The sequence below is a fragment of the Bacillus sp. SJS genome (genome assembly GCF_000732485.2).
GTDB classification, from domain to species: domain Bacteria; phylum Bacillota; class Bacilli; order Bacillales; family Bacillaceae; genus Metabacillus_B; species Metabacillus_B sediminis.
On the sequence record NZ_JAQV02000031.1, the window covers coordinates 85,193 to 110,111 of the forward strand.

At 42.6% G+C, this 24,919-nt stretch carries 25 protein-coding genes and 1 pseudogene; 20 read left to right on the plus strand and 6 right to left on the minus strand.

The window, feature by feature from the left end; genetic code table 11:
• Both AS29_RS22105 and AS29_RS22110 read left to right on the plus strand, forming a co-directional pair.
• Nucleotides 1–420: pseudogene (locus tag AS29_RS22105) on the plus strand (protoglobin domain-containing protein); the annotation flags it as partial.
• A gap of 246 nt (nt 421–666) precedes the next feature.
• On the plus strand, nt 667–1,188 hold the full coding sequence (locus tag AS29_RS22110) for a methyl-accepting chemotaxis protein (protein WP_442854548.1): 522 nt from the start codon (nt 667–669) through the stop codon (nt 1,186–1,188).
• Nucleotides 1,189–1,297: 109 nt separating this feature from the next.
• Here the strand turns inward: AS29_RS22110 and AS29_RS17955 are convergent, their stop codons facing one another.
• The 4 genes from AS29_RS17955 to AS29_RS17970 all read right to left on the minus strand — a co-directional run bounded on the left by AS29_RS17955 (nt 1,298) and on the right by AS29_RS17970 (nt 5,590).
• On the minus strand, nt 1,298–1,561 hold the full coding sequence (locus tag AS29_RS17955; protein ID WP_035411499.1) for a hypothetical protein: 264 nt from the start codon (nt 1,559–1,561) through the stop codon (nt 1,298–1,300).
• A 355-nt stretch (nt 1,562–1,916) separates the two neighbouring features.
• On the minus strand, nt 1,917–2,990 hold the full coding sequence (locus AS29_RS17960) for a Ger(x)C family spore germination protein (protein ID WP_051860814.1): 1,074 nt from the start codon (nt 2,988–2,990) through the stop codon (nt 1,917–1,919).
• The gene (locus tag AS29_RS17965) at nt 2,987–4,078 is read right to left on the minus strand and encodes a GerAB/ArcD/ProY family transporter (protein WP_197491629.1); all 1,092 of its coding nucleotides are present in this window, start codon (nt 4,076–4,078) and stop codon (nt 2,987–2,989) included. Before AS29_RS17965 ends, AS29_RS17960 begins: the two co-directional genes overlap by 4 nt.
• A 15-nt stretch (nt 4,079–4,093) precedes the next feature.
• Nucleotides 4,094–5,590, minus strand: a complete 1,497-nt coding sequence (locus AS29_RS17970) for a spore germination protein (RefSeq protein ID WP_082883910.1) — start codon at nt 5,588–5,590, stop codon at nt 4,094–4,096.
• Nucleotides 5,591–5,762: 172 nt separating this feature from the next.
• Here AS29_RS17970 and AS29_RS17975 point away from each other — a divergent pair, with 172 nt between their 5' ends.
• From AS29_RS17975 to AS29_RS18005, 7 genes are all read left to right on the plus strand, one after another.
• On the plus strand, nt 5,763–6,023 hold the full coding sequence (locus AS29_RS17975; protein WP_035411502.1) for a metal-sensitive transcriptional regulator: 261 nt from the start codon (nt 5,763–5,765) through the stop codon (nt 6,021–6,023).
• A 175-nt stretch (nt 6,024–6,198) separates the two neighbouring features.
• Nucleotides 6,199–6,678: a DsrE/DsrF/DrsH-like family protein gene (locus AS29_RS17980; RefSeq protein WP_035411505.1), complete on the plus strand. Its 480-nt coding sequence runs from the start codon at nt 6,199–6,201 to the stop codon at nt 6,676–6,678.
• 17 nt (nt 6,679–6,695) lie between these two features.
• Nucleotides 6,696–7,262 (plus strand): sulfurtransferase TusA family protein, encoded by a 567-nt coding sequence (locus AS29_RS17985; RefSeq protein ID WP_035411508.1) that lies wholly within the window; start codon nt 6,696–6,698, stop codon nt 7,260–7,262.
• A 41-nt stretch (nt 7,263–7,303) separates the two neighbouring features.
• Nucleotides 7,304–8,431 (plus strand): MBL fold metallo-hydrolase, encoded by a 1,128-nt coding sequence (locus AS29_RS17990; RefSeq protein ID WP_035411511.1) that lies wholly within the window; start codon nt 7,304–7,306, stop codon nt 8,429–8,431.
• A gap of 28 nt (nt 8,432–8,459) precedes the next feature.
• Nucleotides 8,460–8,687 (plus strand): sulfurtransferase TusA family protein, encoded by a 228-nt coding sequence (locus AS29_RS17995; protein WP_035411514.1) that lies wholly within the window; start codon nt 8,460–8,462, stop codon nt 8,685–8,687.
• Nucleotides 8,688–8,737: 50 nt separating this feature from the next.
• On the plus strand, nt 8,738–9,508 hold the full coding sequence (locus tag AS29_RS18000; protein ID WP_035411517.1) for a sulfite exporter TauE/SafE family protein: 771 nt from the start codon (nt 8,738–8,740) through the stop codon (nt 9,506–9,508).
• Between the two features lie 44 nt (nt 9,509–9,552).
• Nucleotides 9,553–9,978: an OsmC family protein gene (locus tag AS29_RS18005; protein WP_035411520.1), complete on the plus strand. Its 426-nt coding sequence runs from the start codon at nt 9,553–9,555 to the stop codon at nt 9,976–9,978.
• A gap of 80 nt (nt 9,979–10,058) precedes the next feature.
• On the opposite strand, the gene AS29_RS18010 is transcribed toward AS29_RS18005, so the two are convergent.
• Entirely contained in the window at nt 10,059–10,676 is a 618-nt protein-coding gene (locus AS29_RS18010; RefSeq protein WP_035411523.1) for an acetate uptake transporter, read from the minus strand.
• Between the two features lie 403 nt (nt 10,677–11,079).
• Between AS29_RS18010 and AS29_RS18015 the strand changes: the two genes are divergently transcribed.
• The 11 genes from AS29_RS18015 to AS29_RS21145 all read left to right on the plus strand — a co-directional run bounded on the left by AS29_RS18015 (nt 11,080) and on the right by AS29_RS21145 (nt 23,103).
• On the plus strand, nt 11,080–12,105 hold the full coding sequence (locus AS29_RS18015) for a cyanophycinase (RefSeq protein ID WP_035411526.1): 1,026 nt from the start codon (nt 11,080–11,082) through the stop codon (nt 12,103–12,105).
• 19 nt (nt 12,106–12,124) lie between these two features.
• The gene (locus AS29_RS18020; protein WP_035411530.1) at nt 12,125–14,647 is read left to right on the plus strand and encodes a cyanophycinase; all 2,523 of its coding nucleotides are present in this window, start codon (nt 12,125–12,127) and stop codon (nt 14,645–14,647) included.
• Nucleotides 14,648–14,934: 287 nt separating this feature from the next.
• Nucleotides 14,935–15,348 (plus strand): VOC family protein, encoded by a 414-nt coding sequence (locus tag AS29_RS18025; RefSeq protein ID WP_035411533.1) that lies wholly within the window; start codon nt 14,935–14,937, stop codon nt 15,346–15,348.
• 246 nt (nt 15,349–15,594) lie between these two features.
• On the plus strand, nt 15,595–16,593 hold the full coding sequence (gene mgrA / locus AS29_RS18030; RefSeq protein WP_035411536.1) for an L-glyceraldehyde 3-phosphate reductase: 999 nt from the start codon (nt 15,595–15,597) through the stop codon (nt 16,591–16,593).
• Nucleotides 16,594–16,816: 223 nt separating this feature from the next.
• Complete coding sequence (locus AS29_RS18035; RefSeq protein ID WP_035411539.1) at nt 16,817–17,146, plus strand: PadR family transcriptional regulator; 330 nt, start codon at nt 16,817–16,819, stop codon at nt 17,144–17,146.
• A gap of 13 nt (nt 17,147–17,159) precedes the next feature.
• Nucleotides 17,160–18,026 (plus strand): pentapeptide repeat-containing protein, encoded by an 867-nt coding sequence (locus AS29_RS18040; RefSeq protein ID WP_035411542.1) that lies wholly within the window; start codon nt 17,160–17,162, stop codon nt 18,024–18,026.
• 12 nt (nt 18,027–18,038) lie between these two features.
• Entirely contained in the window at nt 18,039–18,800 is a 762-nt protein-coding gene (locus AS29_RS18045; RefSeq protein WP_035411544.1) for an ABC transporter ATP-binding protein, read from the plus strand.
• On the plus strand, nt 18,801–19,568 hold the full coding sequence (locus tag AS29_RS18050) for an ABC transporter permease (RefSeq protein WP_035411547.1): 768 nt from the start codon (nt 18,801–18,803) through the stop codon (nt 19,566–19,568).
• Between the two features lie 459 nt (nt 19,569–20,027).
• Complete coding sequence (gene helD / locus AS29_RS18055) at nt 20,028–22,349, plus strand: RNA polymerase recycling motor HelD (protein WP_035411550.1); 2,322 nt, start codon at nt 20,028–20,030, stop codon at nt 22,347–22,349.
• A gap of 181 nt (nt 22,350–22,530) precedes the next feature.
• On the plus strand, nt 22,531–22,680 hold the full coding sequence (locus AS29_RS21850; RefSeq protein ID WP_231889983.1) for a hypothetical protein: 150 nt from the start codon (nt 22,531–22,533) through the stop codon (nt 22,678–22,680).
• Between the two features lie 84 nt (nt 22,681–22,764).
• Entirely contained in the window at nt 22,765–23,103 is a 339-nt protein-coding gene (locus AS29_RS21145) for an LAGLIDADG family homing endonuclease (protein WP_051860815.1), read from the plus strand.
• Between the two features lie 830 nt (nt 23,104–23,933).
• Here AS29_RS21145 and trhO read toward each other — a convergent pair.
• Nucleotides 23,934–24,908, minus strand: a complete 975-nt coding sequence (trhO, locus tag AS29_RS18065; RefSeq protein ID WP_035411553.1) for an oxygen-dependent tRNA uridine(34) hydroxylase TrhO — start codon at nt 24,906–24,908, stop codon at nt 23,934–23,936.
• Nucleotides 24,909–24,919 lie beyond the last annotated feature (11 nt).

The window sequence follows — 24,919 nt, forward strand, 5'->3', positions numbered from 1 at the left end:
ATGATAGACCTGAAAGACGAAGATTTGCAAGTCATTAGAAGCTTGCGTCAAGCTGCAGAAACGAATATATCTGAAATCGTTGACAGATTCTATAAAACTTTAGGGCATCAAAAGTCATTGCTCACTATTATCGAGGATCACAGCTCAATAGAACGATTAAAAAAAACACTCAAACAGCATATTATCGAAATATTTGAAGGAGAGATCACGGACACTTATATCGAAAAAAGAGTGCGCATCGCTCATGTACATGTCAAAATCGGATTAGAATCAAAATGGTATATGTGTGCGTTTCAGGATCTATTTTTATCTATCATCAGCTTAATTGAGCAGACGGATCTGGAGAATGATGATAAGCTGAAAGCCGTAAAGGCTGTATCAAAGATTCTAAATCTTGAGCAGCAATTAGTGCTGGAGGCTTATGATGCTGAAACGGCAAGATTGAAACAGCAAGCAGAAGAAGAAAAAAAGCTGATTAGAGAAAATGTTTCCAGCGCCTCTCAAAATCTGGCGGCTATTTCAGAAGAAACCAATGCAGCCTTCCAGCAGCTGGAATCTCAGGCGAAAGCTATCGTATCCCTTGCAAACAGCGCTGCTGACCTATCTGCGCTGACGGAGGAAAGGGCGGCCTTTGGAAAAGAGCAGCTAAACAAGCAGAATTCAAATATGGTAAACATACAAAGTTCAGTTGAAGACATATCGCAGGATACAGCAGTGCTTTTGGACATCTCGAAAAGAATGCAGGAAATCGTTGCAATCGTTACAGGCATTGCAGATCAGACTAATTTGCTTTCACTGAATGCAGCGATAGAAGCTGCGAGAGCCGGGGAGCAGGGGAAGGGGTTTGCGGTTGTGGCAGGAGAAGTCCGCAAGCTTTCTGAGCAGACCAAAAAATCAGTCGAGAATGTTTCTGCTTTAATTATGAATACTAATTCACAAACTGAAAAGCTTACCCAATCACTTGGGAAAATAACGGCAGCGGTTCAAACAGGCAATACCAGCATGAAAGAAACGAAAAATCACTTTGAACAGATTTTAACTGCGATGGCGGAAACTAAGCTGCAAAATGATAAGATTGAAATTGAATTAACCAGCTTCAATGAAGTGGTTCTGGATCTGGGGAAAGCATTTCATGAGGTTGCTTTCTCAGCGGACAGGCTTACCAGTATTACTCAGGAAATGGACTAAGCTGCAGGAAAGAAAGTGAACCCTTCTTCGTTTTATTCTCATGATTTGATCTGTAAAAAGAGGTGTCTGCAACGAAGCAGACACCTCTTTTCATTATCTCTGACCTTGCCTAGCTTTCACGCACAAATACAGCAAGGCCGAAAACACCGAGTCTTTCACTTGTAATCTGCTCAAAGCCATTTGATCGCAGACATTCTGCCGCATCCCGATAGCGCATACCATTTTGAAGCAAACGCTGGCAAGGCTTAGCGCTTCCAATTACAGAAGCTTCAACAATGGTCCGCGGTGCACGGCGGTCCAATGGATTTCGCTGCCATAGAATCGTTACAGAGTCAGGAGGCTTTGGTATTGATACACTTTGATTGCCTATCATTATCACCTCTTTTCATTCCATCTATTTTAGTAAATGAAAGAACAGGGAGGTTGCTTGTACAGGAGCTTATTTTTTAAAAAAATGGCGATGTAACCGCCGCAATTAATGGATTCACACTTGTTCATGAAGCGGAATGCGGGAGAACCCTCTTAAGAAGCTGGATTGGTACACCAGCAGCGGGTATGAACCCCAAGCTAAACAAAGGTAAAGATAAAAAAGACTGCGGGCAATGGAACACCCCGCATCATTCGTGAATCGCTGTGGCGGTATTGCTCTTTCTCCATGAACTAAAAAGATAGTCCTTTTTTTGAAAGAAGTGGAGACCAGTCACCCCATATAGCCGTTATTAGACGGTTCATTCCATAATGCCGGCATGAAGAATGGTTACCTTTACATTAACGTCAATTGGCATTTTGTCATATTGCTGATCCCATTCCTTTTTTGAAAAAGACCGGTTTTGCATCGCTTTCCGTTTCAGCCCAATTGGATCAACTTGGTTTTCCTTAAACGATTGAATCAGCTGCTTTATTTTGGTTCTGACTTTTTTATCTGTCGCTAATTCAATTCTGCGCATAACATCCTTGTTTGTCATTCTAAGCCCGCCGCCCTCTGAAATTCTTCCTTTTACCTCCAGATTGAGTTCGGCATAATAATGAGCCCCTTTTTTCTTTATTTTTAGATCAGGTTTTGAAAAAAGGTTTTCGATTGAAAGATTCTTTCCTTTATAGCTGACTTCAAAAATTCCCTTCTCGATTTTGTCGCTTGTCATTTTTAAATAATAGGCATCTTCAGCACTGATTTTCTGTACCAGCTTGTCCGCTTTAAAAATACCAATACCCGTAATAATGAGCTTGCTGTCAAATTGACGGACAATCGGCATAAAAGCATCCAGTCCTTTTCCGTAATAACGGTATAAAAAACCATGCAGATTGGTTTTTGGAAGGGATTGCTCCATACTTTGCTGAATCAGATCAAAAATATAATTAGATGTGGGGATGGTGGTGCTGTAGTTTGCTTTGATGATTTCCTGCGCACTTTTTTCAGCAAGCGCCAAATAGATATCCCGTCCAATTTCAGGATCCCGCTGTAAGTTATCAAGAAGCGCGGCAATTCCATGCTCAGCCAGGGTCTCGCTAAATAAAACCACTCCCACACGCCCGATCACGATCGGTTTTGTTGTTTCATTTTGAAGCTTCTGCCGGATTTGTTTGCTTGTGTGGCCTGAAGCTGAAAAGGATTCATCTGAGGGAAGGGATTGCTGGCCATGTGGAATAGAAGTGGAACCTCCCGTACCAAGGATGACATCGTCATCAACATAATCATATCCAATCGTTTTAATGAGCTGCAGTTCTTCTAAAATTTGCTGTTGTGGAATGCACCCGCTCAAAGCCAGAGCAGATGAAAACAAGATAAGGACTGTCTTTTTCATTGAGCTCTTCCTTTTTTTATAAATAGATGACATAGATACAAAAAGGGAATATACACATAGGCGATATAAAATCCTGCTGTATTGGCATAGAAATTTAGCTGATCAATCTGTGGACGCTCGGTAATCATAATAGACAGCGCTAAGATGACGATGGCCACTCCTCTCAGCGAGATCCGCTGCGTCATGAATGTGAACCGGTTTAATGCTCTGCTTGCTGCCCAAAGACCGAGTGCGATATTTGAGATAACAACAAACAGCCAGGCCGCGATGCCTATATACTCAAAACGTTCGATGATAACCAGGTCAACAATTTTCCAAAGCGTTAAAGTAGACCAGATCGTGGTCCGAAGCTGATCCTGATCAAAATACACAAAGGAAGTAAATATGGTAAGCAAATAAACGCCTATTGTTACCAGGATACTATAGTAAGCCCATTTTTCCGATTTGGGGCCGTTTTTAATAAAAGGATAGAAAATCAAAATCATTTCATAGCCTAAATAATTGAGCGTCATCGTTTGTGAGGCTTCCAGAATATCCGGAATGGAATGCGAAAAAATTGGAAGAAGGTTCCCGATATGGGCTTCTTTCAGCGGGAAATACTTGACGAATAGGAGCGGAATGGAGTAAATCACACTTAAAAAGCAAATTCCGGTTACGACCCTGAATCCGTTCGTAACAAACGAATAGGCCAAAAGCAAGATTAAGACGACAAAAATCCAATGGTACGTTTCTGGAAACATCCAAACTTGAATAACCTCTACATATGTCCTCAAATTCAGAAGGACTAAAAGTGAGGCATAACCGACAAAAAGAGTATTCAGAAGATTCCCTGCGTATTTGCCAAAAATCCGATGGTGAATGGAGATGATATCGTTACCTTCTTTTGTCAATATTCGATAGCACAGCCACATGACCCCCATGATCGATAGCCCCGAAAGGATAACCGATATCCACGCATCATGTCCTGCTGACTTGGCCACATACCGCTCGAAGCCCAGGACTGCGACGCCTATTTGCTGAGAGTGAATGAGATAGAAAACAAAAAAAGGGGAGACTTGTTTGTTTTCAGGCAGAGATAGGGTGTTCACCAAAAGCTCCCTCCTTTATGTTTCTTCTATATCAGGCTTTCTTCGCTTTGGCGGCGGCTCAAACCTGAATGGATTTGGTGACCGCATTTGCTGCGGCTTCTTTCCCTGCATCCGAAACGGCAGCCTGAAAAGGGAATCCTTTAAATCGCGCCATCTGGCGGGATAAACAGGGGCAATATAGGGCCTGCCAAAAGAGGAAAGACTGAGAATGTGGCTGATAAAAAATCCAAAGCATACGAAAACCCCGAAAATTCCCCACAGCTGTCCGCAAACAATAAACGGGAAACGAATAAGGCGGATCGTATTTCCCATTTGATAGATCGGAGTGGTAAAGGAAGCTAATGCGGCCAGTGCTACAATAATAAGCAGGACATTACTCGTCAGCCCCGCTTCGACTGCTGCCGTTCCAATCACGATACCGCCGACGATCCCGATGGTCTGTCCGATTTTTTGCGGAAGCCTGGCTCCTGCTTCACGCAAAAGCTCAATGGTCAGTTCTAAAATAATGGCCTCTATAATCGGAGGAAAAGGAATTCCGCTTCTTGAAGCAATGAGCGGATCAAGCAGATTGGATGGAATCATTTCGTAGTGATAGGTTAAAACCGCGACATACAAGGAAGTGGAAACAACTGAAAAAAACACGGCAAAAAGCCGGATGAGCCGAAATACGGAAGCTACTGGCCATGGAAGAAAATAATCTTCAAAAGCAGAAAAAAATTCGATTAAGGTGGTAGGGCTTAACAGGGCATGAGGCGAGCCATCAACGAATACGGCGATTTTCCCCTCTGCCACCTCGCTTGATACCCGGTCTGGTCTTTCAGTATCCATCATTTGCGGAAATGGTGACGTGCTGTTGTTGGATATAAGCTGTAAAATAAACGAGCTATCTGCTATTTGATCAAATTGTATATTCTTTATATGGGTAAGGATGGTTTCTGCATTGGCGGGATTTGCAGCATCCTCCAAATAAACAACCGCAACACGTGTTTTAGAAATTGTGCCGACCTTTGTTTCCTGAATGATTAGCTTCCTTGTGGGCATTCTTTTGCGAATCAAATTCAGGTTCGAGTCAATCGCTTCCACAAAAGCTTCTTTAGGTCCGACCACACTGTATTCTACTTCGGGCTGGCCAATCGGTCTTTTTTCAATTAATGGAGCAGCTGTCAAAAGCGCTTCGGATGACTCTTTTCCTGGAAGAATCAACACGTGACCTCGTACAAGGAATTCTTCAGCTTCATCAGGATTATCCGTAATTTTTGAATCATCAATCGGAAGGTTTGACTTCAGCTTATACAAAGAATGGTTATGATTAGAATTCTGAACGATTGGCAAAATGAGTTGATGCAGGGTTTTTTTATTCGTAATGGATTGATAGTAGTGGATGCTGAATGAAGTGCCGTTAATCTCCTCTGAAACGAAATCAGAGGACTTTCTGCAGCTATCCAGCAAATCGGCAATCGTTCGAATTTGATGATTTGCATGAGCGGAATTTTGCTGTGATTGGGTTTCCATATAATCTCCTTCTAAAGGCTGCTGCTCCGTTTAGCTTGCAGAAAAAGAAGGGGAATTATGCAAAACATGACAATTTTATGGGTTTCCTCTTTATTTGACATAATACCCAAGCAGGTATAATATATGCTTACTTCATTTCCTTCAAATGAGGAGAAACAAGGAGGAGAAATTAATGGAATATGATAAAAATACATTAAACCGTCTGAAAAGAATTGAGGGACAGCTCAAAGGGGTCATTGGCATGATGGAACAGGGGAAAGACTGCCGGGAAATCGTCACTCAGCTGTCAGCTGCGAGGAACGCAATTGACCGGACAATGGGAGTAATCGTCAGTCAAAATCTGGAGGAATGCGTCAGGGAAAACATCGCGAAAGGTGAATCAACGGACCATTTAGTGAAACAGGCTGTAGAATTATTAGTTAAAAGCAGGTAAAGACTTTGAGGTTGACAAAACAAAAGCAATTTTGTATTGTTATACCCACAGGGGTACCTTACCTGTTTATTTTTTTGCAAAAAATATACCCCTACAGGTATATTTTTTATTAATCAATATCTTTTTTTTGAGTTTTTATATACCTATAGGGGTAATTAAAAAAGGAGGCAATAATATGTCTGAACGAAAAAAAACAACCATTATCCTTTTCAGCGGTGATTACGATAAGGCAATGGCTGCTTACATTATTGCAAATGGAGCAGCCGTCTATGATCATGAGGTTACCATCTTTCATACATTCTGGGGGCTGAATGCATTAAGGAAAGATGAACCTTACCACGGCAAGAAAGGCGTTTTTGAAAAGATGTTTGCTAAAATGATGCCCCGCGGTGCTGACAAGATGGGGATTTCAAAGATGAACTTTGCAGGCATTGGACCTAAAATGATCAAGCATGTCATAAAGAAGCATCATGCCATGACCCTTCCTCAGCTGATTGACATGGCACAGGAACAGAATATTAAACTGATTGCATGCACCATGACGATGGATTTGCTCGGACTTCAGCAGGGAGAACTGCTTGAAAATATTGAGTATGCCGGTGTCGCTGCCTACCTTGGGGATGCAGAAAATGGACATGTAAATCTTTTTATTTAAATAGAGGAGGTATGAAAATGAATTCGATTAAATCAGATGTGGTATTGGATGCAAAAGGGCTTGCGTGCCCAATGCCGATTGTTAAAACGAAAAAGGCGATGGCTAGTCTTTTGTCAGGACAAGTACTGGAAGTACAGGCAACAGATAAAGGGTCCAAAGCAGATTTGAAGGCATGGGCAGAGAGCGCAGGCCATCAATATATCGGTACGGTAGCAAACAGAGATGTATTAAAGCATTTTCTCAGGAAGTCCGCTGATGAGGAAGCGAAAAATCGATTCTCCAGAACGATCCATAACGAGGAACTTCTGCTTAAACTCAATCCAAATTCCGATGCGGTCGTTTTGGATGTCAGGGAGGAAGCAGAATTTGCATTCAGCCACATACCCAATGCGGTATCTATACCCCTGGGGGAATTAAAAGAACGGGTAAGTGAACTTGACCATAAAGCAGCCATTTATGTTGTTTGCCGAACCGGCAGCAGGAGTGATCTGGCCGCGCAGCAGCTCGAATCAGCAGGTTTTCAAAACGTATATAATGTCGTCCCGGGCATGAGCAAGTGGACTGGGGAGACAACAGGGCTATAAAAAAATTTTTGTTCACAAATACGGTAGGGGGTATTATATATATGTCATACATTCCACTAACAGCTAAAGAAGTTGCGAAAAAAGTAATCCGAAAAGATTCGCTTTTTATCTTAGACGTTCGAAATCAAAACGATTTTAGTGATTGGAAAATCGAAGGTGAAAACTTCGAGTACCTAAATGTGCCTTACTTTGATCTATTAGATGGCATTGAAGGAATTCTGGAAAAACTGCCAAAAGATAAGGATGTGCTTGTCGTTTGTGCAAAAGAAGGATCCTCTGTCATGGTAGCAGATATGCTTGCTGATGCGGGAAGAGATGTGTTTTATCTGGAAGGAGGCATGAAGGCATGGAGCGAGCACTTGGAACCGGTAAAAGCTGGTGACTTGCTGGGGGTAGGAGAAATTTATCAATTTGTACGCCTCGGCAAAGGGTGCCTCTCCTATATGATTCTGTCAAACGGTGAGGCGGCTGTTATTGACGCAACGAGGATGACAGATGTTTTCACAGAGTTTGCGAGGCAGGCAGGTGCCGAAATCAAGCATGTATTTGATACTCATCTTCATGCAGATCACATATCCGGCGGCAGGAAAATTGCTGAAAAAACGAATGCGGCATACTGGCTCCCTCCCAAGGATGCAGAGAAAGCTGCGTTTTCGTATCACCCACTTAAGGATGGTATGAAAATCAAAATTGGCAGCACGGAGATGAGTATTGAGGCCATGTACACACCTGGCCATACCATTGGTTCCACATCCTTTATTATTGACGGCATGTATCTATTATCGGGTGATATCCTCTTTATCGATTCAATCGGCAGACCGGACTTGGCAGGTCTTGCAGAGGATTGGGTCAGCGACTTAAGAGAGTCTTTGTATACCCGGTATGGAAAGCTTTCTGAAGACCTGCTAGTCCTGCCAGCCCACTTTATGCAGATCAGTGAATTAAACAAAGATGGATCTGTTGGAAAAAAGCTAGGAACATTAAAGGAAAAAAATCATGGTTTGAATATCCGTGATGAGAAGGAGTTCAGAGAACTTGTTACAGAAAACCTTCCTCCTCAGCCGAACGCCTATCAGGAAATACGCGAAATGAACATGGGTAGAATCAGCCCGGATGAAGAAACGCAGCGGGACATGGAAATGGGACCGAACCGCTGTGCCGTTAGATAATGGATAGAAAAAAAGGAGAGATAATTTCATGAATTCACATAAAGTGCTTGATGCAAAAGGGCTCGCTTGTCCAATGCCGATCGTGAAAACAAAAAAAGCGATGAATGATTTAGAGAAGGGTCAGATTTTAGAGGTTCACGCTACCGATAAAGGGGCAAAAGCGGATCTCGCTGCCTGGACTGCATCAGGCGGACATGAATTATTGGAAACAGCCGCTGAAGGAGAAGTTCTAAAGTTTTGGATTCAAAAAGGATAAAGAAGAGAGGGACCTGAAAGGGTTCCTCATTTCTTAGGGAGGAACCAAACATGGAATTTATCCTTGTTATTTTTCTAATTGGAATGGCGGGAGCCTTTATTTCTGGAATGCTCGGAATTGGGGGATCTATTATTAATTATCCAATGCTTCTCCTCATCCCTCCACTTATTGGAGTTCACGGCTTCACGGCACATGAGGTATCGGGAGTCAGTGCCATACAGGTGATGGCTGCATCCATTGCAGCGGTATGGTCCTATAAAAAAGGCAGCTATTTGCATAAGCCGCTAATTGCTTATATGGGAAGCGGCATCCTTGCCGGAAGCTTATTGGGGAGCTTTTTATCTATTTACATGTCAGAAAACGGAGTCAATATGATTTACGGCGTCCTAGCTTTAATTGCAGCCTTAATGATGTTTATTTCCAAAAAAGAGGGGAATGATTTGAAAGTAGATGAAGTGGATTTTCATAAGGGGATCGCTGTTGGTTTATCGATACTTACAGGGATTGGCAGCGGGATTGTGGGTGCTGGCGGAGCCTTTCTTCTTGTGCCGATTATGCTGTCTGTGCTGAAAATACCGATTCGGGTTACGATTGCTTCCTCTTTGGCCGTAACGTTTATTTCTTCCGACGGAACCACTGCAGGCAAAATGGTCACTGGACAAATTGATTACTTTCCGGCTTCCATACTTGTGATTGCAAGTTTGCTTGCCGCACCGCTTGGAGTAAAAGCAGGCCAAAAGATTTCGGCTAAATATCTTCAAGCAGCCCTGGCCATCCTTATAACCGCTGCGGCTATTAAGATATGGTCCGGACTTTTTTAAAATATAGAAAGAGAGCCATACTATTGGAAAAGGGAGCTGAATGAATGAAAACGACCATAACATGGGACGGGAACCTTGCGTTTGGCGGTCTATCGCCATCCGGACATGAAATTAAGATGGATGCAGGACAGGAAACAGGCGGAGTAAACAGCGGGCCGAGGCCAACAGAGCTGCTGCTCCACGCAGTAGCCGGCTGTACAGGAATTGATATCGTCCTGATTTTGAAAAAAATGCGTCTGGAGCCTGTTAATTTTCAAATGGACGTTGAAGGTACACGAGCTGATGAGCATCCGAAAAGATTTACGGACCTTCACATCCATTACGCCTTTGAAGGAGAGCTTCCGGAAGAAAAAGTGGCTCATGCCATTCAGTTATCTAAAGATAAATATTGTTCCGTTTCCCATTCCCTTAATGCAAATCTTTCTGTTAGCTACTCCATTAATGGAAAACGAGGAAGCAAAGAATTATAAGAACATTTGTTCTTGTGACGAAAAAAGGGCATTTAAATAAAAAAACAGTCTCTCACTGGACCGGAGAGACTGTTTTTTCGTTATTTTTTAAAAATGCCAAACGGTTTTCCGACCGGCAGAAACTCTCGTCCAAAATGAGGGTTTAATACTGCAGCAGCGGATCCGTAAAAGGACACAAGTGCGATCAGCATTTCGGAAACTGCAGCAAGCATATGTGTCGCTTCATGCATGACTCCAAAAGTGCTTAAAGATAACCCAATAAATAAGAAATCAATAAGAACGAAAATAGTAAATAGCACTTTGTGGGTTTCCATAGCCCCGACCGTCATGAATAAACTAAAAATCAAATACCCGATAAAAGCCATTCCAAGCTGCTTTGAATCAACCCCGGCAGCCAGTTCTTCCCCGAAAACACCAAGCTGCATAAGCCATGAACCAGCAACACCGAGCCAAAACAGGCCAAATGCTCCGAATGCCGTTGAACCGAAAGTGTTGTTGTGCTTTGCATCCTGAACGCAGGCAAACAACTGAGCAAATCCTCCAAGGAATATTGCCCAAGGGATAATAAAGGAAAGTCCTTCCGTTAACCCGAGTTTTTGTGATGAAGCGACTAGTGTTACCATAGCGAGTCCAAAAAGACCAATTGCCGAAGGATCGGCCGTTGAAATTTTTACTTGCTGCACATTCTGATTGTTCAAGATGAACCTCCTAAAAATTAATACATACTTGAACAAAATACAGGATTCAAAGAGGGGTGTCAATTTAATTTTGAAAGAACGGAAATAGTAATCGTTTACATCTTGCTCTTGCTTACAATTATAGAGATTCTTCCTCATTTGCCATCCAAAAAAACAATTGGGTTTAATCCGATGATAAAAAAGAACCAATTAGAACCCTGGATTTACTATTTTTAGAATTTTTAGATATTTTACTCTTTTACATCTTAAACACTAAATTTTTTCTCCCCTCTTTTTTTCAGGCTTCTAGAGCTCCTCGACAATTAAATAGTGGAATCGGACCAAAATTTGGCATGATTTTTGCATGTTTTAAGATTGAAAGTGAAAGGAGCAAGTAAAATTTTAATGATGGGGAGCTGGAGAAATGAACAAATTTGTGAAGTCGTGTTTAGCGGGATGCTTACTAGCTTTATCTGTGCAAGGGATATCTGCGCAGGCCGCAGCGGGTGACTATTCGTATTACAGCTATGGAAACACCGGCAACGTATCCGCTGTCACTTCGTATGGAATTAACCTGATGGGCGGCGGTACAGATGTTGATGAAGCCATGCTATGGATGGCCAGGAAAGCCAATCGTGGAGACTTTGTGGTGATCCGGACTTCTGGAACAGACGGCTATAACCAGTATTTATACGATTTGGCCCAAACCAATAACGCCAAGCTGGATTCGGTTGAAACGATCCTTCTGAATAACCGCTATGCTTCTTCCGATTCATTTGTTTTAGATAAAGTCAGCAAAGCGGAAGCGGTATTTTTCGCAGGAGGAGATCAGTTCAATTATACGGATTTCATCAAGAACACTCCGCTGGAAGACGTGATCAATCAGCTTATCCAAAAAAATGTTCCGATAGGCGGAACAAGTGCAGGACTTGCTATCCAAGGTGAGTTTATCTATGACGCTAAGAACGGTTCGGTCTATTCAGATGAAGCACTGAACAATCCGAATAACCGCTACATGACGTTCACACGTGATTTCCTGGCGAATCGTTATTTAACAAGCACCATAACTGATTCACACTTTGAACAGAGAGACCGTATGGGAAGATTTATTGGATTTTTATCAAGAAATGTATCAGACGGATGGACGAGTCAGGCAAAAGGCATTGCGGTTAATGAACAAACGGCTTTGCTAGTAGAAAGTGACGGTACAGCAAAGGTTGTGGCACAGCCAGGCGGAACGAAGCAATCTGTTTATGCAGCGAGAACGTCCTCTGCTCCTTCAAGCGGCTATGGAAATGCTTTAACCATCAGGGACGTGAACGTCATCAAACTGCGGCCGGGCAATACGTTTAATTTGCAGACATGGTCAAGTTCCAATGGATATTCTTATAAGCTGTCTTCTCAAAACGGAGTCTTAACATCTTCGAGCGGTTCACTATACGGAAACTAAAGAATAAGGGGGACGTGTCATGAAAAAAAGGTTCAGCCTGTTTGCTGCCGCCTGTTTATTCGCATCAACAATGAGTTTTCCGGCAGCGAATGCAAGTCAAATCGTGAGCAATTCGATTAAAGGAAGTCTTGTTATTACCGGCGGGTCTCTAGGGAGCAGCAATGCAGCCGTCTATCAATCATTTATTAAACTGGCAGGCGGAGAAAACCAGGCAAAAATCGGGATTGTTCCAGCAGCAAGCGGGAAGCTGAAATCTTCGAAAGACTTCAAAGCGGACCTAGAGAAATATGGGGTAAAGTCAGAAAACATTGAGGTTCTTCCCCTGTCCAATCACGATTTCAGCGATACGGATTTTGATGAACTCAAATGGAAGAACAATGTGAATAACAAAGAACTGGCAGATCAAATCAAAAACTTTACAGCGATTTGGTTTGTTGGCGGCGATCAGCTTCGCATTACCGAGACATTAACAGATAAGAAGGGGAAAAATTCAAGCGTACTTGATGCGATTTGGACGATGTATAAAAAAGGCGGTGTCATAGGAGGAACAAGCGCCGGGGCGGCCATTATGAGTGATGTCATGATTACGGGCGGTGATAGCCTCGGAGGATTGAAGGGAGAATTTACAGAGAAAGATGAGCCCCTTCAAAATAAAGAATATGAAAAAGTTTACATTGAAAGAGGACTCGGATTTTTTCCATATGGAATCGTCGATCAGCACTTTGATGAAAGAGCAAGACTTGGCCGGCTTGCGGCTGCCGCTGTTAAATACGAAAAACGGAAGGACCTGTATAACTCGTATGGAATTGATGAAGATACTGCCCTGATTGTTCATAACCGGGAGAAAAAAGCAGAGATTGTGGGACGAGGCGGCGTAACCGTCATTGACACAAGCAAAGCAAAGCCTGCAAGCAAAAAAGTTCATCCGGTTAAAAATGTTTCCGTCAGCTTTCTATCACCAGGAGACCAAATTAATCTTCAAACGAAGGAAATGACCATCAATCCGGATAAAGACGCGACGAAAGGCTATGAATACTATGAGTTCAAACCTTTGGATGCCACAGGATTATTGACGCCATATGGAAGATTAAAGCCGTATCTGGCCTATTCTCTAACGGATAATTCATCCACTCAATCTGTAAAAAGCTATTTGTATGACAGCAAAGGGAAAGGCTACGCCTTAACTTTCAGTAAAACAGCATCAACAAATGGATACTGGGGCTACCAGGACGGTCAGAAAGATGATTATTCCATCACCAATGTAAAGCTTGATGCCGTTCCGGTTTCGGTCAAGTTTAAGAAAGATAAAACGGCCTTTAAAAACTATAAACCATCAAATTTCAAGGTTCCAGACAAAGTAAACCGCGGAGATATTTCAGGTAATCTCGTTATAGCTGGAGGTGCACTCGGTTCAAGCAATGAAGCCGTTTATAAGAAGTTCTTAGATCTTGCCGGAGGAAATTCAAAAGCGAAAATCGGGATTATTCCTGCTGCGAGCGGAAGCTTAAGTTCTTCGAATGCCTTTAAAAAGGATTTAATCAAATACGGGGTCAAAGAAGATCAAATGAAGATCCTTCCTATTTCCTCCCACGATTTTAAAGGAACAGCAGAAGATGAATCCAAGTGGGAGGAAAACAGGAACAGTGATGAAACAGCCGCAGCTATAAAAGAACTCAATGCCATTTGGTTTGTCGGAGGTGATCAAACGTCCATCACAGAAGCGTTATTCAATCCGGATCAGACGGAATCCAAAGCCTTATCTGCTATATGGGACATATATAAAAAGGGAGCTGTTTTAGGCGGAACGAGTGCCGGGGCAGCGATCATGAGCGACGTCATGCTTGCAGGCGGAGGCAGCCTGGATACCCTATCAAAAGGATTTACTGATACGTACAACGGAATGGAACAGCAGGAGGGAGGTCCCGCATATTTGGAGAGAGGCCTCGGCTTTTTCCAAAATGGGATCATTGATCAGCACTTTGACAATAAATCGAGACTTGGCAGACTGATTGCAACAGCGTATGACAAAGGGGACCGAAGCCAGCTTTCCTATGGAATTGATGAAGATACGGCTATGGTGGTCAATAATAAAGAACAAAAAGTGGAAGTTGTTGGACGGGCTGGATTAACAGTCGTTGATTTATCGAAAGCAGAGAAGAAAAAAGGCCATTTTAAGAACATTGCCATCTCGGCGCTTGCAGAGGGGGATTCGGTGGATTTGAAACAAAAGACATTTGCCATCAGCCCGCATAAAGACTCAACCAAAGGCTATGAATACGGGGATTTCAAAGCCGCTCCCCATTCAGGAGTCCTTACTCCGCACGGCACTTTAAAGAACTATCTGTCCTACAATCTGGTGGATAACAGCGGGGAGAATATAGTAAAAAGCTATGCATTCCATCAAGGAAAAGGAGTCGAACTGGTCTTCCGTAAAACAGAAACTACGGACGGGTTCTGGGGATACAAAGATGGAGGAAAGGACGATTATTCGGTAACCAATGTAGTACTGGATATACATCCTGTTTCTGTTCGATTGAAGTAACGATTATGAGAATCAATCCTTAGCGGGATTGATTTTTTTTGCGAGCCAAGCATTGTATAGGCTAAATCCATATTGGCCGGTATTAAGAGACCTTTGAGTGAGTAAGACGGCTAATTTCAGAGCTATAATGAGGAGAATCCACCTTCCGCCCTTGGAGCCACGTTTGTTTCAGCATCAGTGTATTTCTTTTGGGAATTGGTACTCAAAGCTTAAAGATACGGACTTCTGCTATAATTCAGGAAAAGATTAAACTATTAGGTAATAGGAGCGAAAAGGGGGTATGGGAGATGAAGATTCATAGAATGGATCATGTAGGAGTAATCGTCAATGATCTATCAGCTGCCAAGGAATTCTTTCTCGATTTAGGTCTTGAAGTGCAAGGGGAATGGAAATCGGATGGAGAGTGGATGGGGTTACATGACGTTAAAGCAGGATGTATAGGGCTGGGGACGCCCGACGGTCAGGCATGGATAGAGCTAATCAAATACAATACACCATCAAATCAGCCGCCTCTTGCAAATACTCAGGGTATCCTGCACATTGCGTTTGCTGTGGAAGATATTGAAGCCGTTGTGGGCAGATTGAAAAAGAAAGGAACGGAATTCATCAAAGAAATTCAAAACTATGAAGATAGATATAAGTTATGCTACTGTCGCGGACCTGAGGGGATTATTGTAGAGCTGGCGGAGCGAATTAAATGAAATGCCGCTTTTAATTGCTTATACACAAATCATACTGGAGGGGAAAACACCGGCTGCTTTTCAAGTACCGGTGTTTTCTCATCTTCTTTTCCGTTGTAAGCGGTTTATAAAAATAGTAAAATTTGAACAGATTTTTTTCAAACTGTACTAAAGCAATGTTAAACTTATTCATAGAATCACCTTTTTGCAGAAAGCTATCGCTCTTATGACGAAAAACCGTACATAAAATGTAAGGAGGAGTTACTTGTGGTATACCAAGCAGCGGAAAACCGCTATGAAAAAATGAAATATAACAGATGCGGCCAATCAGGTCTGCTCCTGCCAGCCATTTCCCTTGGACTGTGGCATAATTTCGGAGGCGTTGATCCATTTGAAAATGGCCGGGCGATGCTGAGAAGAGCATTTGACTTAGGGATTACCCATTTCGACCTTGCCAACAATTATGGTCCCCCGGCTGGATCTGCTGAAGAGATGTTTGGAAGCGTTTTTAAAACAGACTTTGCCCCATACCGGGATGAAATGATCATCTCAACTAAAGCGGGATACTACATGTGGCCTGGCCCTTATGGAGAATGGGGATCTAAGAAATATTTAACAGCAAGCATTGATCAAAGCTTAAAACGGATGGGCCTTGATTATGTCGATATCTTTTACTCCCACCGTCCGGATCCGAACACGCCGCTTGAGGAAACGATGGGTGCCCTTGATTCGATTGTGAAGCAAGGAAAAGCGCTGTATGCAGGCATCTCCAGCTACAGTGCAGAAGAAACAGCCGAAGCAGTAAACATTATGAATAGACTTGGAACCCCCATCTTGATTCATCAGCCGAGTTATTCCATGCTGAACCGCTGGATTGAGGACGGACTTCAGGATGTACTGCATGACAATGGAGTCGGGTCTATTGCATTTTGCCCTTTGGCACAGGGACTGCTGACGAAGAAATATTTAGAAGGCATTCCGGCTGATTCAAGAGCTGCCAAACCGAGCGGGGCGTTAGGGGAAGAAGCAGTAACGGATACCGTGATTGAAAGTGTAAAAGAACTGAATGCACTTGCTGCTGAACGCGGACAAAGCCTTGCGCAGATGGCTTTGGCATGGGTCCTTCGCGGCGGGAAAGTGACTTCTGCTTTAATTGGAGCAAGCAGGGTTAGCCAAATTGAAGAAAATGTGGCCGCACTGGAGAATTTAGATTTTACAGATGAAGAATTAACGAAGATTGATTCGATTTTGTTAAAAAGCGAATGAATTTTGTTCTAAATGGAACAGCAGGCATATTCAAGCCTGCTGTTATTTTGTTTGTATAAAGCAGATGTAATGTGAAGAAAAGATTACCTACTAAAGGAAATTATCTGAAAGTCCAGAAAAAGGATCAGAATAATAGTGAGTGAATTGATAAAGTAATATATTTTACAAACTACCTTGACAATCACAGTAGTGTGGCATATCATGCAAATATGGAGGTGATTGTATGAGCGAAAAGAAAATCACATCCGACTTGCTGCGGGGACATACGGATACGATGATTTTACGGCTTTTGAACGAAGCTGACCGCTACGGCTATGAGATCGTCAAGCTGATTGCAGAGCGATCGGGTGGTGAGTATGAACTAAAAGAGGCTACGATGTATTCAAGCGTCCGGCGCCTTGAGGCGGACGGTGATATCGAGTGGTATTGGGGCAATGAATCTCAGGGGGGACGGCGGAAATATTTTAAAATTACCGAGAAGGGCAAGGCGGCTTATGACCGGAACAAAAGCAACTGGGAGTATGCAAAACGCGTACTTGAAAACTTATTATAGGAGGCTTGAAGGGATGAATGAGAAACTGAACAACTATTTGGACGGTGTTTTCGCGCCGTATGATGGGGTAAAGAGTGTGACTGAATTGAGGGAAGATCTGCTTTCTGATTTGCAGGAGCGGTTCCGCGATCTTAAAGCCGAGGGCAAGGACGATGAGACAGCGTTTCAGATTACCATTGACAGCATCGGCGATATTGAAGAAACGGTTCAGGATGTAGCTAACCTAACCCGGTCGCTAGAAAGGCAGGTTGTAACAAACTTTAGCGCGAGTAACCTGTCAAAGAGTGATTTTGCGGGCGTTACCGCTCATAAAGGGCAATTTAACGGCAGTGCGCTTCATGGTTCAAATTTTTCTGGCGCAGATCTAACCGGCAGCTCGTTTAAAGGCAGCGATGTTCGTGAAGCAAATTTTGATGGCGCAAATCTGACCGACTGCAGCCTCTCCGCCCTGGACCTTAGGGATTCAAGTTTTAAAAGATCAATCCTTGTACGCACAAACATCAGTAAATCTGGACTTAACGGAGTAATATTCAAAGATGTAACCATGACCGATGTGATATTGTCCATGACCGACCTGAGAAAAACAACCTTTGAAAACTGTATCTTTGACGGGGTGGACTTCAAACAATCGGATCTGCGGGGTCTGAGTTTTGACGGGCAAACGTTTATCGGGGTCAATTTTGGCAAGGCGGCGGTAAACGATGTTTCGTTTAAAGGAGCGACACTTAGGAACGTATCTTTTCTTCCGGGTTTTACATTGACTAAGAAATATTACCGTGCCATTAAAACCATCTGCTTTGAAGGCGCTATGATGGATAAGTTGACCTATGCTTCACTCAAAGGGATAGAGGCTGATTTGTCAAAGGTTACAGTCAGATAAGGAGGGGTAAATATGCAAAACAATTCCATCCAAGTAAGAGGACTGAAAAAGTCTTATAGACAGCTTGAAGTTTTGCAAGGCGTAGATTTCGAGGTGGAAAAGGGCAGTATTTTCGCCCTGCTTGGCTCCAATGGTGCAGGTAAAACAACAGTAGTCAAAATCCTCACTACGCTGCTCACACATGACAGCGGAAGCGCCACAGTAAACGGATTTGATGTTGCGCTAAACCCCGAAAATGTTCGGCAGGGGATCAGTCTTACTGGTCAATTTGCCGCCGTTGACGAGATTTTAACAGGACGGGAAAACCTGATCATGATTGCCAAGCTGCGTTACCTCACAAATCCGCGCCAGATTTCGGAAGACTTGCTTAAGCGCTTCAGTCTCTCAGACGCGGCCGACCGCAGGGTCTCAACCTATTCGGGGGGGATGCGCCGCAGGCTTGACATCGCCTTGAGCTTAATTGGAAATCCCGAAATCATTTTCCTCGACGAACCAACGACCGGACTTGATCCTGAGGCGCGCCTCGAAGTGTGGAAGATTGTCAAGGAGCTTGCCGAAGCCGGCACGACGGTATTCCTAACCACGCAGTATTTGGAGGAGGCAGAGCAGATTGCAAACCGAATTGCCATCCTTCACGAGGGAAGGATTATCGCCAGTGGAAATCTCTCAGAGTTAAAAGCACGGTTCCCGGCAGCAAAGGTAGAGTATGTTGAAAAACAGCCGACATTAGAGGAAATCTTTCTCGCAATCACCGGCAAAAAGGAGGAAGTGTAAATGGAGGGGCTAAAGAAACATTTTTTCAGTGATTTAGGTGTGATGCTAGGACGCTCCTTGCGCCATATTTCCCGCAGCGTGGACACCATTATTTCAGTCACCATCATGCCGATTGCGTTATTATTGCTTTTCGTTTATGTGTTTGGCGGTGCCATTCAAACCGGCTCGGACAATTATGTCAATTACCTTCTGCCCGGTATTTTACTGATTGCTATTGCCAGCGGCATATCCTACACGGCTTTCCGCCTGTTTACCGATGTCCAGCGGGGCATATTCGAGCGGTTTCATACGATGCCGATATCACGTTCCACACTCCTATGGGGGCATGTACTAACCTCGCTTGTATCCAACGCTCTTTCGGTTTTCGTTATTATACTTGTTGCATTCATAATGGGATTTCGATCACCAGCGGGAATCCTCTCATGGCTTGCAGTAGCAGGCATCCTTGCGCTGTTTACCCTTGCATTAACATGGGTGGCAGCGATTGCCGGACTGTCCGCAAAATCAGTCGATGGTGCAAGCGCCTTTTCCTACCCAATTATTTTCCTTCCTTTTATCAGCTCAGCGTTTGTGCCGACTGAGTCGATGCCGCCAATCGTTCGCGCATTTGCCGAAAACCAGCCTGTCACCTCAATCGTGGAAGCGATTCGTGCTCTGCTTTCTAATCAGCCGGTGGGCAATGATATATGGGTCGCCCTTGCATGGTGCGCCGGAATTTTGCTGGCAGCCTATTTCTTTGCAATGAGAGTGTACAAAAAACGAGTGTGAAATTGATTTAAGAAGCAACAAGCTATGCAAGCTCAGCTTTTTATAAAATTTAAATATGGATTAAGGAAAACGCCAAGCCGGGAGACATAATTATAGGTTTGGCGTTCATTTTTGTTATAAGATCCTAATGGGAGTGAAGGTTACTCACTAACCCCCATGCCATGAGGAACGTGTCAGTTTTCGCTGCAAAACATAAAAAAAGCCTGTGTTCTTAAGGTCAATCCTAAGAAATCAGGCTTTTTACTGTAATTAAGCTATTTCATATATGCGCGCTTCCTGCAAAAGACATATTTTCATCATAGAGAGCATAGGGAAAACACATTGATAAACAGGAGAAACTATGGTAGATTTAAAGGGATATATCATCAAAATTATTTTAGAGTAAATTATCCCTATAATAATTATATATTATAATTCACTTTCCAGTCAACCCCTATTTTTAGAAAAGGAGTGTTTGGTATGAATATGGATATTCGCCAGGAGCAAGAACGGGTGAACCGTGTAATGGAAACCATAACAGATCAAATGAATCGATTGGAGGGCGAAATTTCGAGGCGCCGGAAGGAAGTAGTGGATATCCGCAAGCACTTTTGGGATGAAATTAAGGTGAATCTTGATACGTTTGACGATTATCTTGAGACCATTATCGGTTTGAGACAAGAGGCTCAAGCTTTATCCGTTAGCCAAAGCACCCACAAGCATGCATCTAAAAGGTTATCTGCGCTGCAGCGTATGAAGGAAATTCCATATTTCGGGCGGATTGATTTTATGGAAGAAGGTACTTCACCTGCGGAACGAATTTATATCGGCATTTCTACACTCACGGATACAAGCGGAGAACATTTCCTTATTTACGATTGGAGAGCACCCATCTCAAGTGTCTACTACGATTGCGCGCCAGGACCTGCCGCGTACGCTACACCTGGAGGTGACATAAAGGGAGTACTTGAGAAAAAGTGGCAATACCTCATTCGCGGCGGCACGATTGAATCGATGTTCGATACAAGTCTGACAATTGGTGACGAAATTTTACAGCAAGTGCTCGGTAAAGGTACTGACAAACAAATGCATAGTATAGTAGCTACCATTCAACAAGAGCAAAACCGGATCATTCGGCATGATCGCGGGAGGATGCTTATCGTACACGGCGCTGCAGGAAGCGGTAAGACATCAGCTGCTCTGCAGAGGATTGCGTACCTGCTTTATAAATATAGAGAAATGCTAAATGCCGATCAAATCATTCTTTTTTCACCAAATTCGATGTTTAATAGCTACGTATCGAATGTATTGCCGGAGCTCGGGGAAGAGAATATGCAGCAGGCTACCTTCCAGGAATACTTGGACTACCGTCTGGAAAGGGAATTTCAAATAGAAAACCCATATGATCAGCTGGAATACGTTCTGACTGCAGCGGATAACCCGTTGTACAAAACGAGGATATCAGGAATCCGGTTCAAGGCTGCTGCTCATTTTTATGAGGCCATTCAATTATACAGGGAGTCGCTCGAGTCATCAGGAATGATTTTTAAAGAGATAATTTTCAGAGGGAAGCCGCTAACTACTGCAAAACAAATCGAAGAAAGGTTTTATACAAGCGACTCCACGCTTCGTTTTCACAACAGGCTTGAGAAATTGAAGGATTGGCTCATGAAGCAAATAGATGAAGCCGAGAATCATGAACAGATGAAGCCATGGGTTCAGGAGGAAATCGAACTGCTTAGCAACGAGGAGTATCATAAGGCGTATACCTATTTAGCCAAAAAGCGGGGCTATACAGGCGAGTCTATTCATGATTATGAGATGGAGCCTAAATTGCTGGCCCGCTTAATTGTCCGTCAGAAGTTAAAGCCTTTGCGAAAACGGATTAAGGCTTTTCGTTTCGTTAACATCAAGGAAATCTATAAACATTTTTTTACCGATCCGAGCAAGATCAACCAATGGATGGATGGGGAGGCACCAGAAGAATGGGCGGATATTTGCCAATTGACAGTGAGAATGCTGAATGAAAATAGACTATTATACGAGGATGCTACTCCATATTTGCTATTGAAAGAGCTCATTCAAGGCTTTCAGACGAACATTTCAATTAAACATGTCATTGTCGATGAGGCGCAGGATTATTCTCCATTTCAGTTTGAGTTTATTAAACGATTATTTCCTTCAGCAAGAATGACTGTACTAGGTGATTTTAATCAAGCCATATTCACTCACGCAAACGAAATGACTGGTTTTCAAACGCTTACCAGCTTATATGGCCCTGATGAAACCTTTGCGATCAATTTAACCCGCAGCTACAGATCCACGAAACCAATCGTCGAATTTACACGCACACTCGTACCGAACGGCGAAGAAATTACTCCTTTTGAACGCGATGGCGGGAAACCGGAATTGACCCAAGTATCCAATCCATCCGATTTACATCGCTCCATAGCTTCCAAAATTGCAGAATTGCGGAAACAAAAACGCGGCACTATAGCGGTTATTTGCAAATCTGCCGCTGAAAGTGCAGCTGCATACGAGTCTTTGAACGGGATAGATGGAATTAAGCTTATGAAGAGCGGGTCGATGGACTATGAGCAAGGCGTTATCGTGATCCCGGCGTATTTAGCAAAAGGAATCGAATTTGACGCGGTTATTATTTATAACGCTTCAGCGGACGTATATGGGGATGAGAGCCTGCGGAGACTGTTTTATACCGCATGCACCAGGGCAATGCATGATTTGCAGCTGTACAGTGTTGGCGAACCGAGTCCATTTCTATGCGATTTTAAGCCAAAATAATAATAATGCAACGCGAAATAAGAACGGATATAAAGGGGAATTTCCTTTTATATTCGTTTTTATCTTGTAAAAGAAGATCGGAGTAGCAAGAACTTCAATTCAAAGCAAAATAATGGAAAATAAGAACGTTTGTTCGTATAATAAGGAGGTAGAAGTATTTACTATTGGGGGATGATAGTAGATGGGAAATGAGAAAAAGCGCAGAAATGGCAGAAAGAGAACAATGGAAATTGAAGATATGATTAAACTATATCAGGAAGGGAAGGGTACTAAAGAAATAGCAGAGGCAGCAAACGTTTCCCAAGGCTATGTCCGGCTGATTTTCAGATAGCATAATGTGACTTTAAGGCCTTTCGGACATTGGCACAGAAAATACCTGTTGAACGAACACTATTTTAAAACATGGTCTAACAACATGGCTTACATACTGGGATTTTTCTACGCAGATGGCTTTATTGCAAGTGCGCAGCAAACAGTCAGCTTTGCTCAAAAAGATAAAACGATACTGGAGCAGATTAAAAAGGAAATGCAATCAGATCAAGTTTTATACCAAAACAAGCAAACCGGCGTGTTTATGCTGAATTTGAACAGCAAAATTATGAAGGATGGTTTGATTCAGTTATTTGGTATTTCATCTAAAAAGTCGGTTGAAGCAACTTTTCCCAAAGTTCCTGAGAAATATTTAAACCATTTTATAAGAGGAAATTTTTATGGCAATGGAAAAACAAACTATAAGGGTTATTTTGCAAGGTAAGAATTAGCTGCAGAATAAAGCAAAGGATCTAAGATTAAATAAGAAATAAGTATAGCGGAGAAGATAGAAGACAGGGCTGCAATTATGATCTCATTATTCAACTTTATCAGTTTACATAATATATCTTCTAGTCAGTTCTATAAATAATTCATTTTTTGTCTCAATACCCAAGTATACTTAAGATAATGAGACAAAACGAAATTTCAAACCCAATTTTTTATCCAGTTCAATATCAATCAGTATCTTTTTTTACTATCTGTTTATAATTAAATCTGTCTTCGATTAATTCTTTAATTTTTATCTGCTTATTAATCGTCTGAAATGTCCTGCAGCCATCCATTAGGATCATACAGATTTTCTCGCTGAGCCGCTTTAATCTGGAAATTCCCTTCAGTAAATCTTCCAGTTTAATGACAATATCACCATTTAAAAAATTTCCGTTTTAGTATCCAGCTATATAACCCTATATGAAATTTTCAACCTGCAGTTTGCTATATATAAATGTTCCCGCTTTTTTCCTTATTAATGCTCCAGGATTCTGAATTGCATGTGCCGGAATTAAGCACAGCTGTCAGATCTACAGCCGTTTAGGATCCCAAAGTGTAAATCCGGTAAAAAGGCCAGCCATTTCAATTGCTGATCTTTTCATGTAATTCTCAGAGCTTTTTCATCATTTTAAACACATAATTATATATTGTTGGAAGACGTTTATCAGCGTTCTCCTTCCTCTTCTCTTGCCATGTAAGATATGAAAACTTCTAAATTTGCTGCAAACTATAGGAAAAAGCCTGCAGAAATATTAAAAATTCCTGCAGGCTTTTTTATTTGATTCAGCTCATCACTGGCATAGTATTCTCTTGCTTAAGCTCTTCCAGTTTACGGCGAATATCGTCTTCGCTCAGGTTGTGTGCCTCTACATAAAGGTTACGCGGGTGTACAAGGCATTCCTCAGAGCAGCTGCGGTAATGCTTTTCTTCATTTTCTACGGAAGCTAATATTTGCTTGTTGCAGACTGGGTTTGCACAATTTGTATATCTTTCACATGGTTCGCCTGTAAAATAGTCTTTGCCGACGATGACATGCTCTTTGCGGTTAACCGGAACACTGATGCGTTCATCGAAAACATAGCATTGTCCATCCCACAGGTCGCCTTGAACTTCAGCGTCCTTGCCGTATGTGACAATTCCTCCGTGAAGCTGGGCAACATCCTCAAAGCCTTCTTTCAAAAGGAAACCGGAGAACTTTTCACAGCGAATTCCGCCTGTGCAATAGGTAAGGATTTTTTTGCCTTCCAGAAGCTCCTTATTTTCGCGAATCCAATCAGGAAGCTCACGGAAAGCGTGAATATCAGGCTTTATTGCGCCTCTAAAATGTCCCAGATCATATTCATAATCGTTCCGTGCATCAAGAACAATGGTATCTTCCTGCTGTAATGCCTCATGGAACTCTTTAGGACTGTAATACTTCCCGGTAATTTCTTTAGGATTCACATCATCCTCAAGACGCAGCGTCACCAATTCCTTTCTCGGGCGAACGTGCATCTTTTTGAATGCATGCTGATCGGCTTCATCGATTTTAAAAACCATATCCGCAAAACGGGCATCGTTTTTCATTGCATTCATATAGGCTTCCGTTTGCTCGAATGAGCCGGAAACCGTTCCGTTGATTCCCTCATTTGCTACAAGAATACGGCCTTTAAGCTCCAGCTCCTTGCAGAATGCCAAATGGCTTGCAGCGAACTCTTCAGGGTCTTCTATTGTTACATAGTTGTAATACAGCAATACTCTGTATGGTTTGGTTGACATATATTATCACC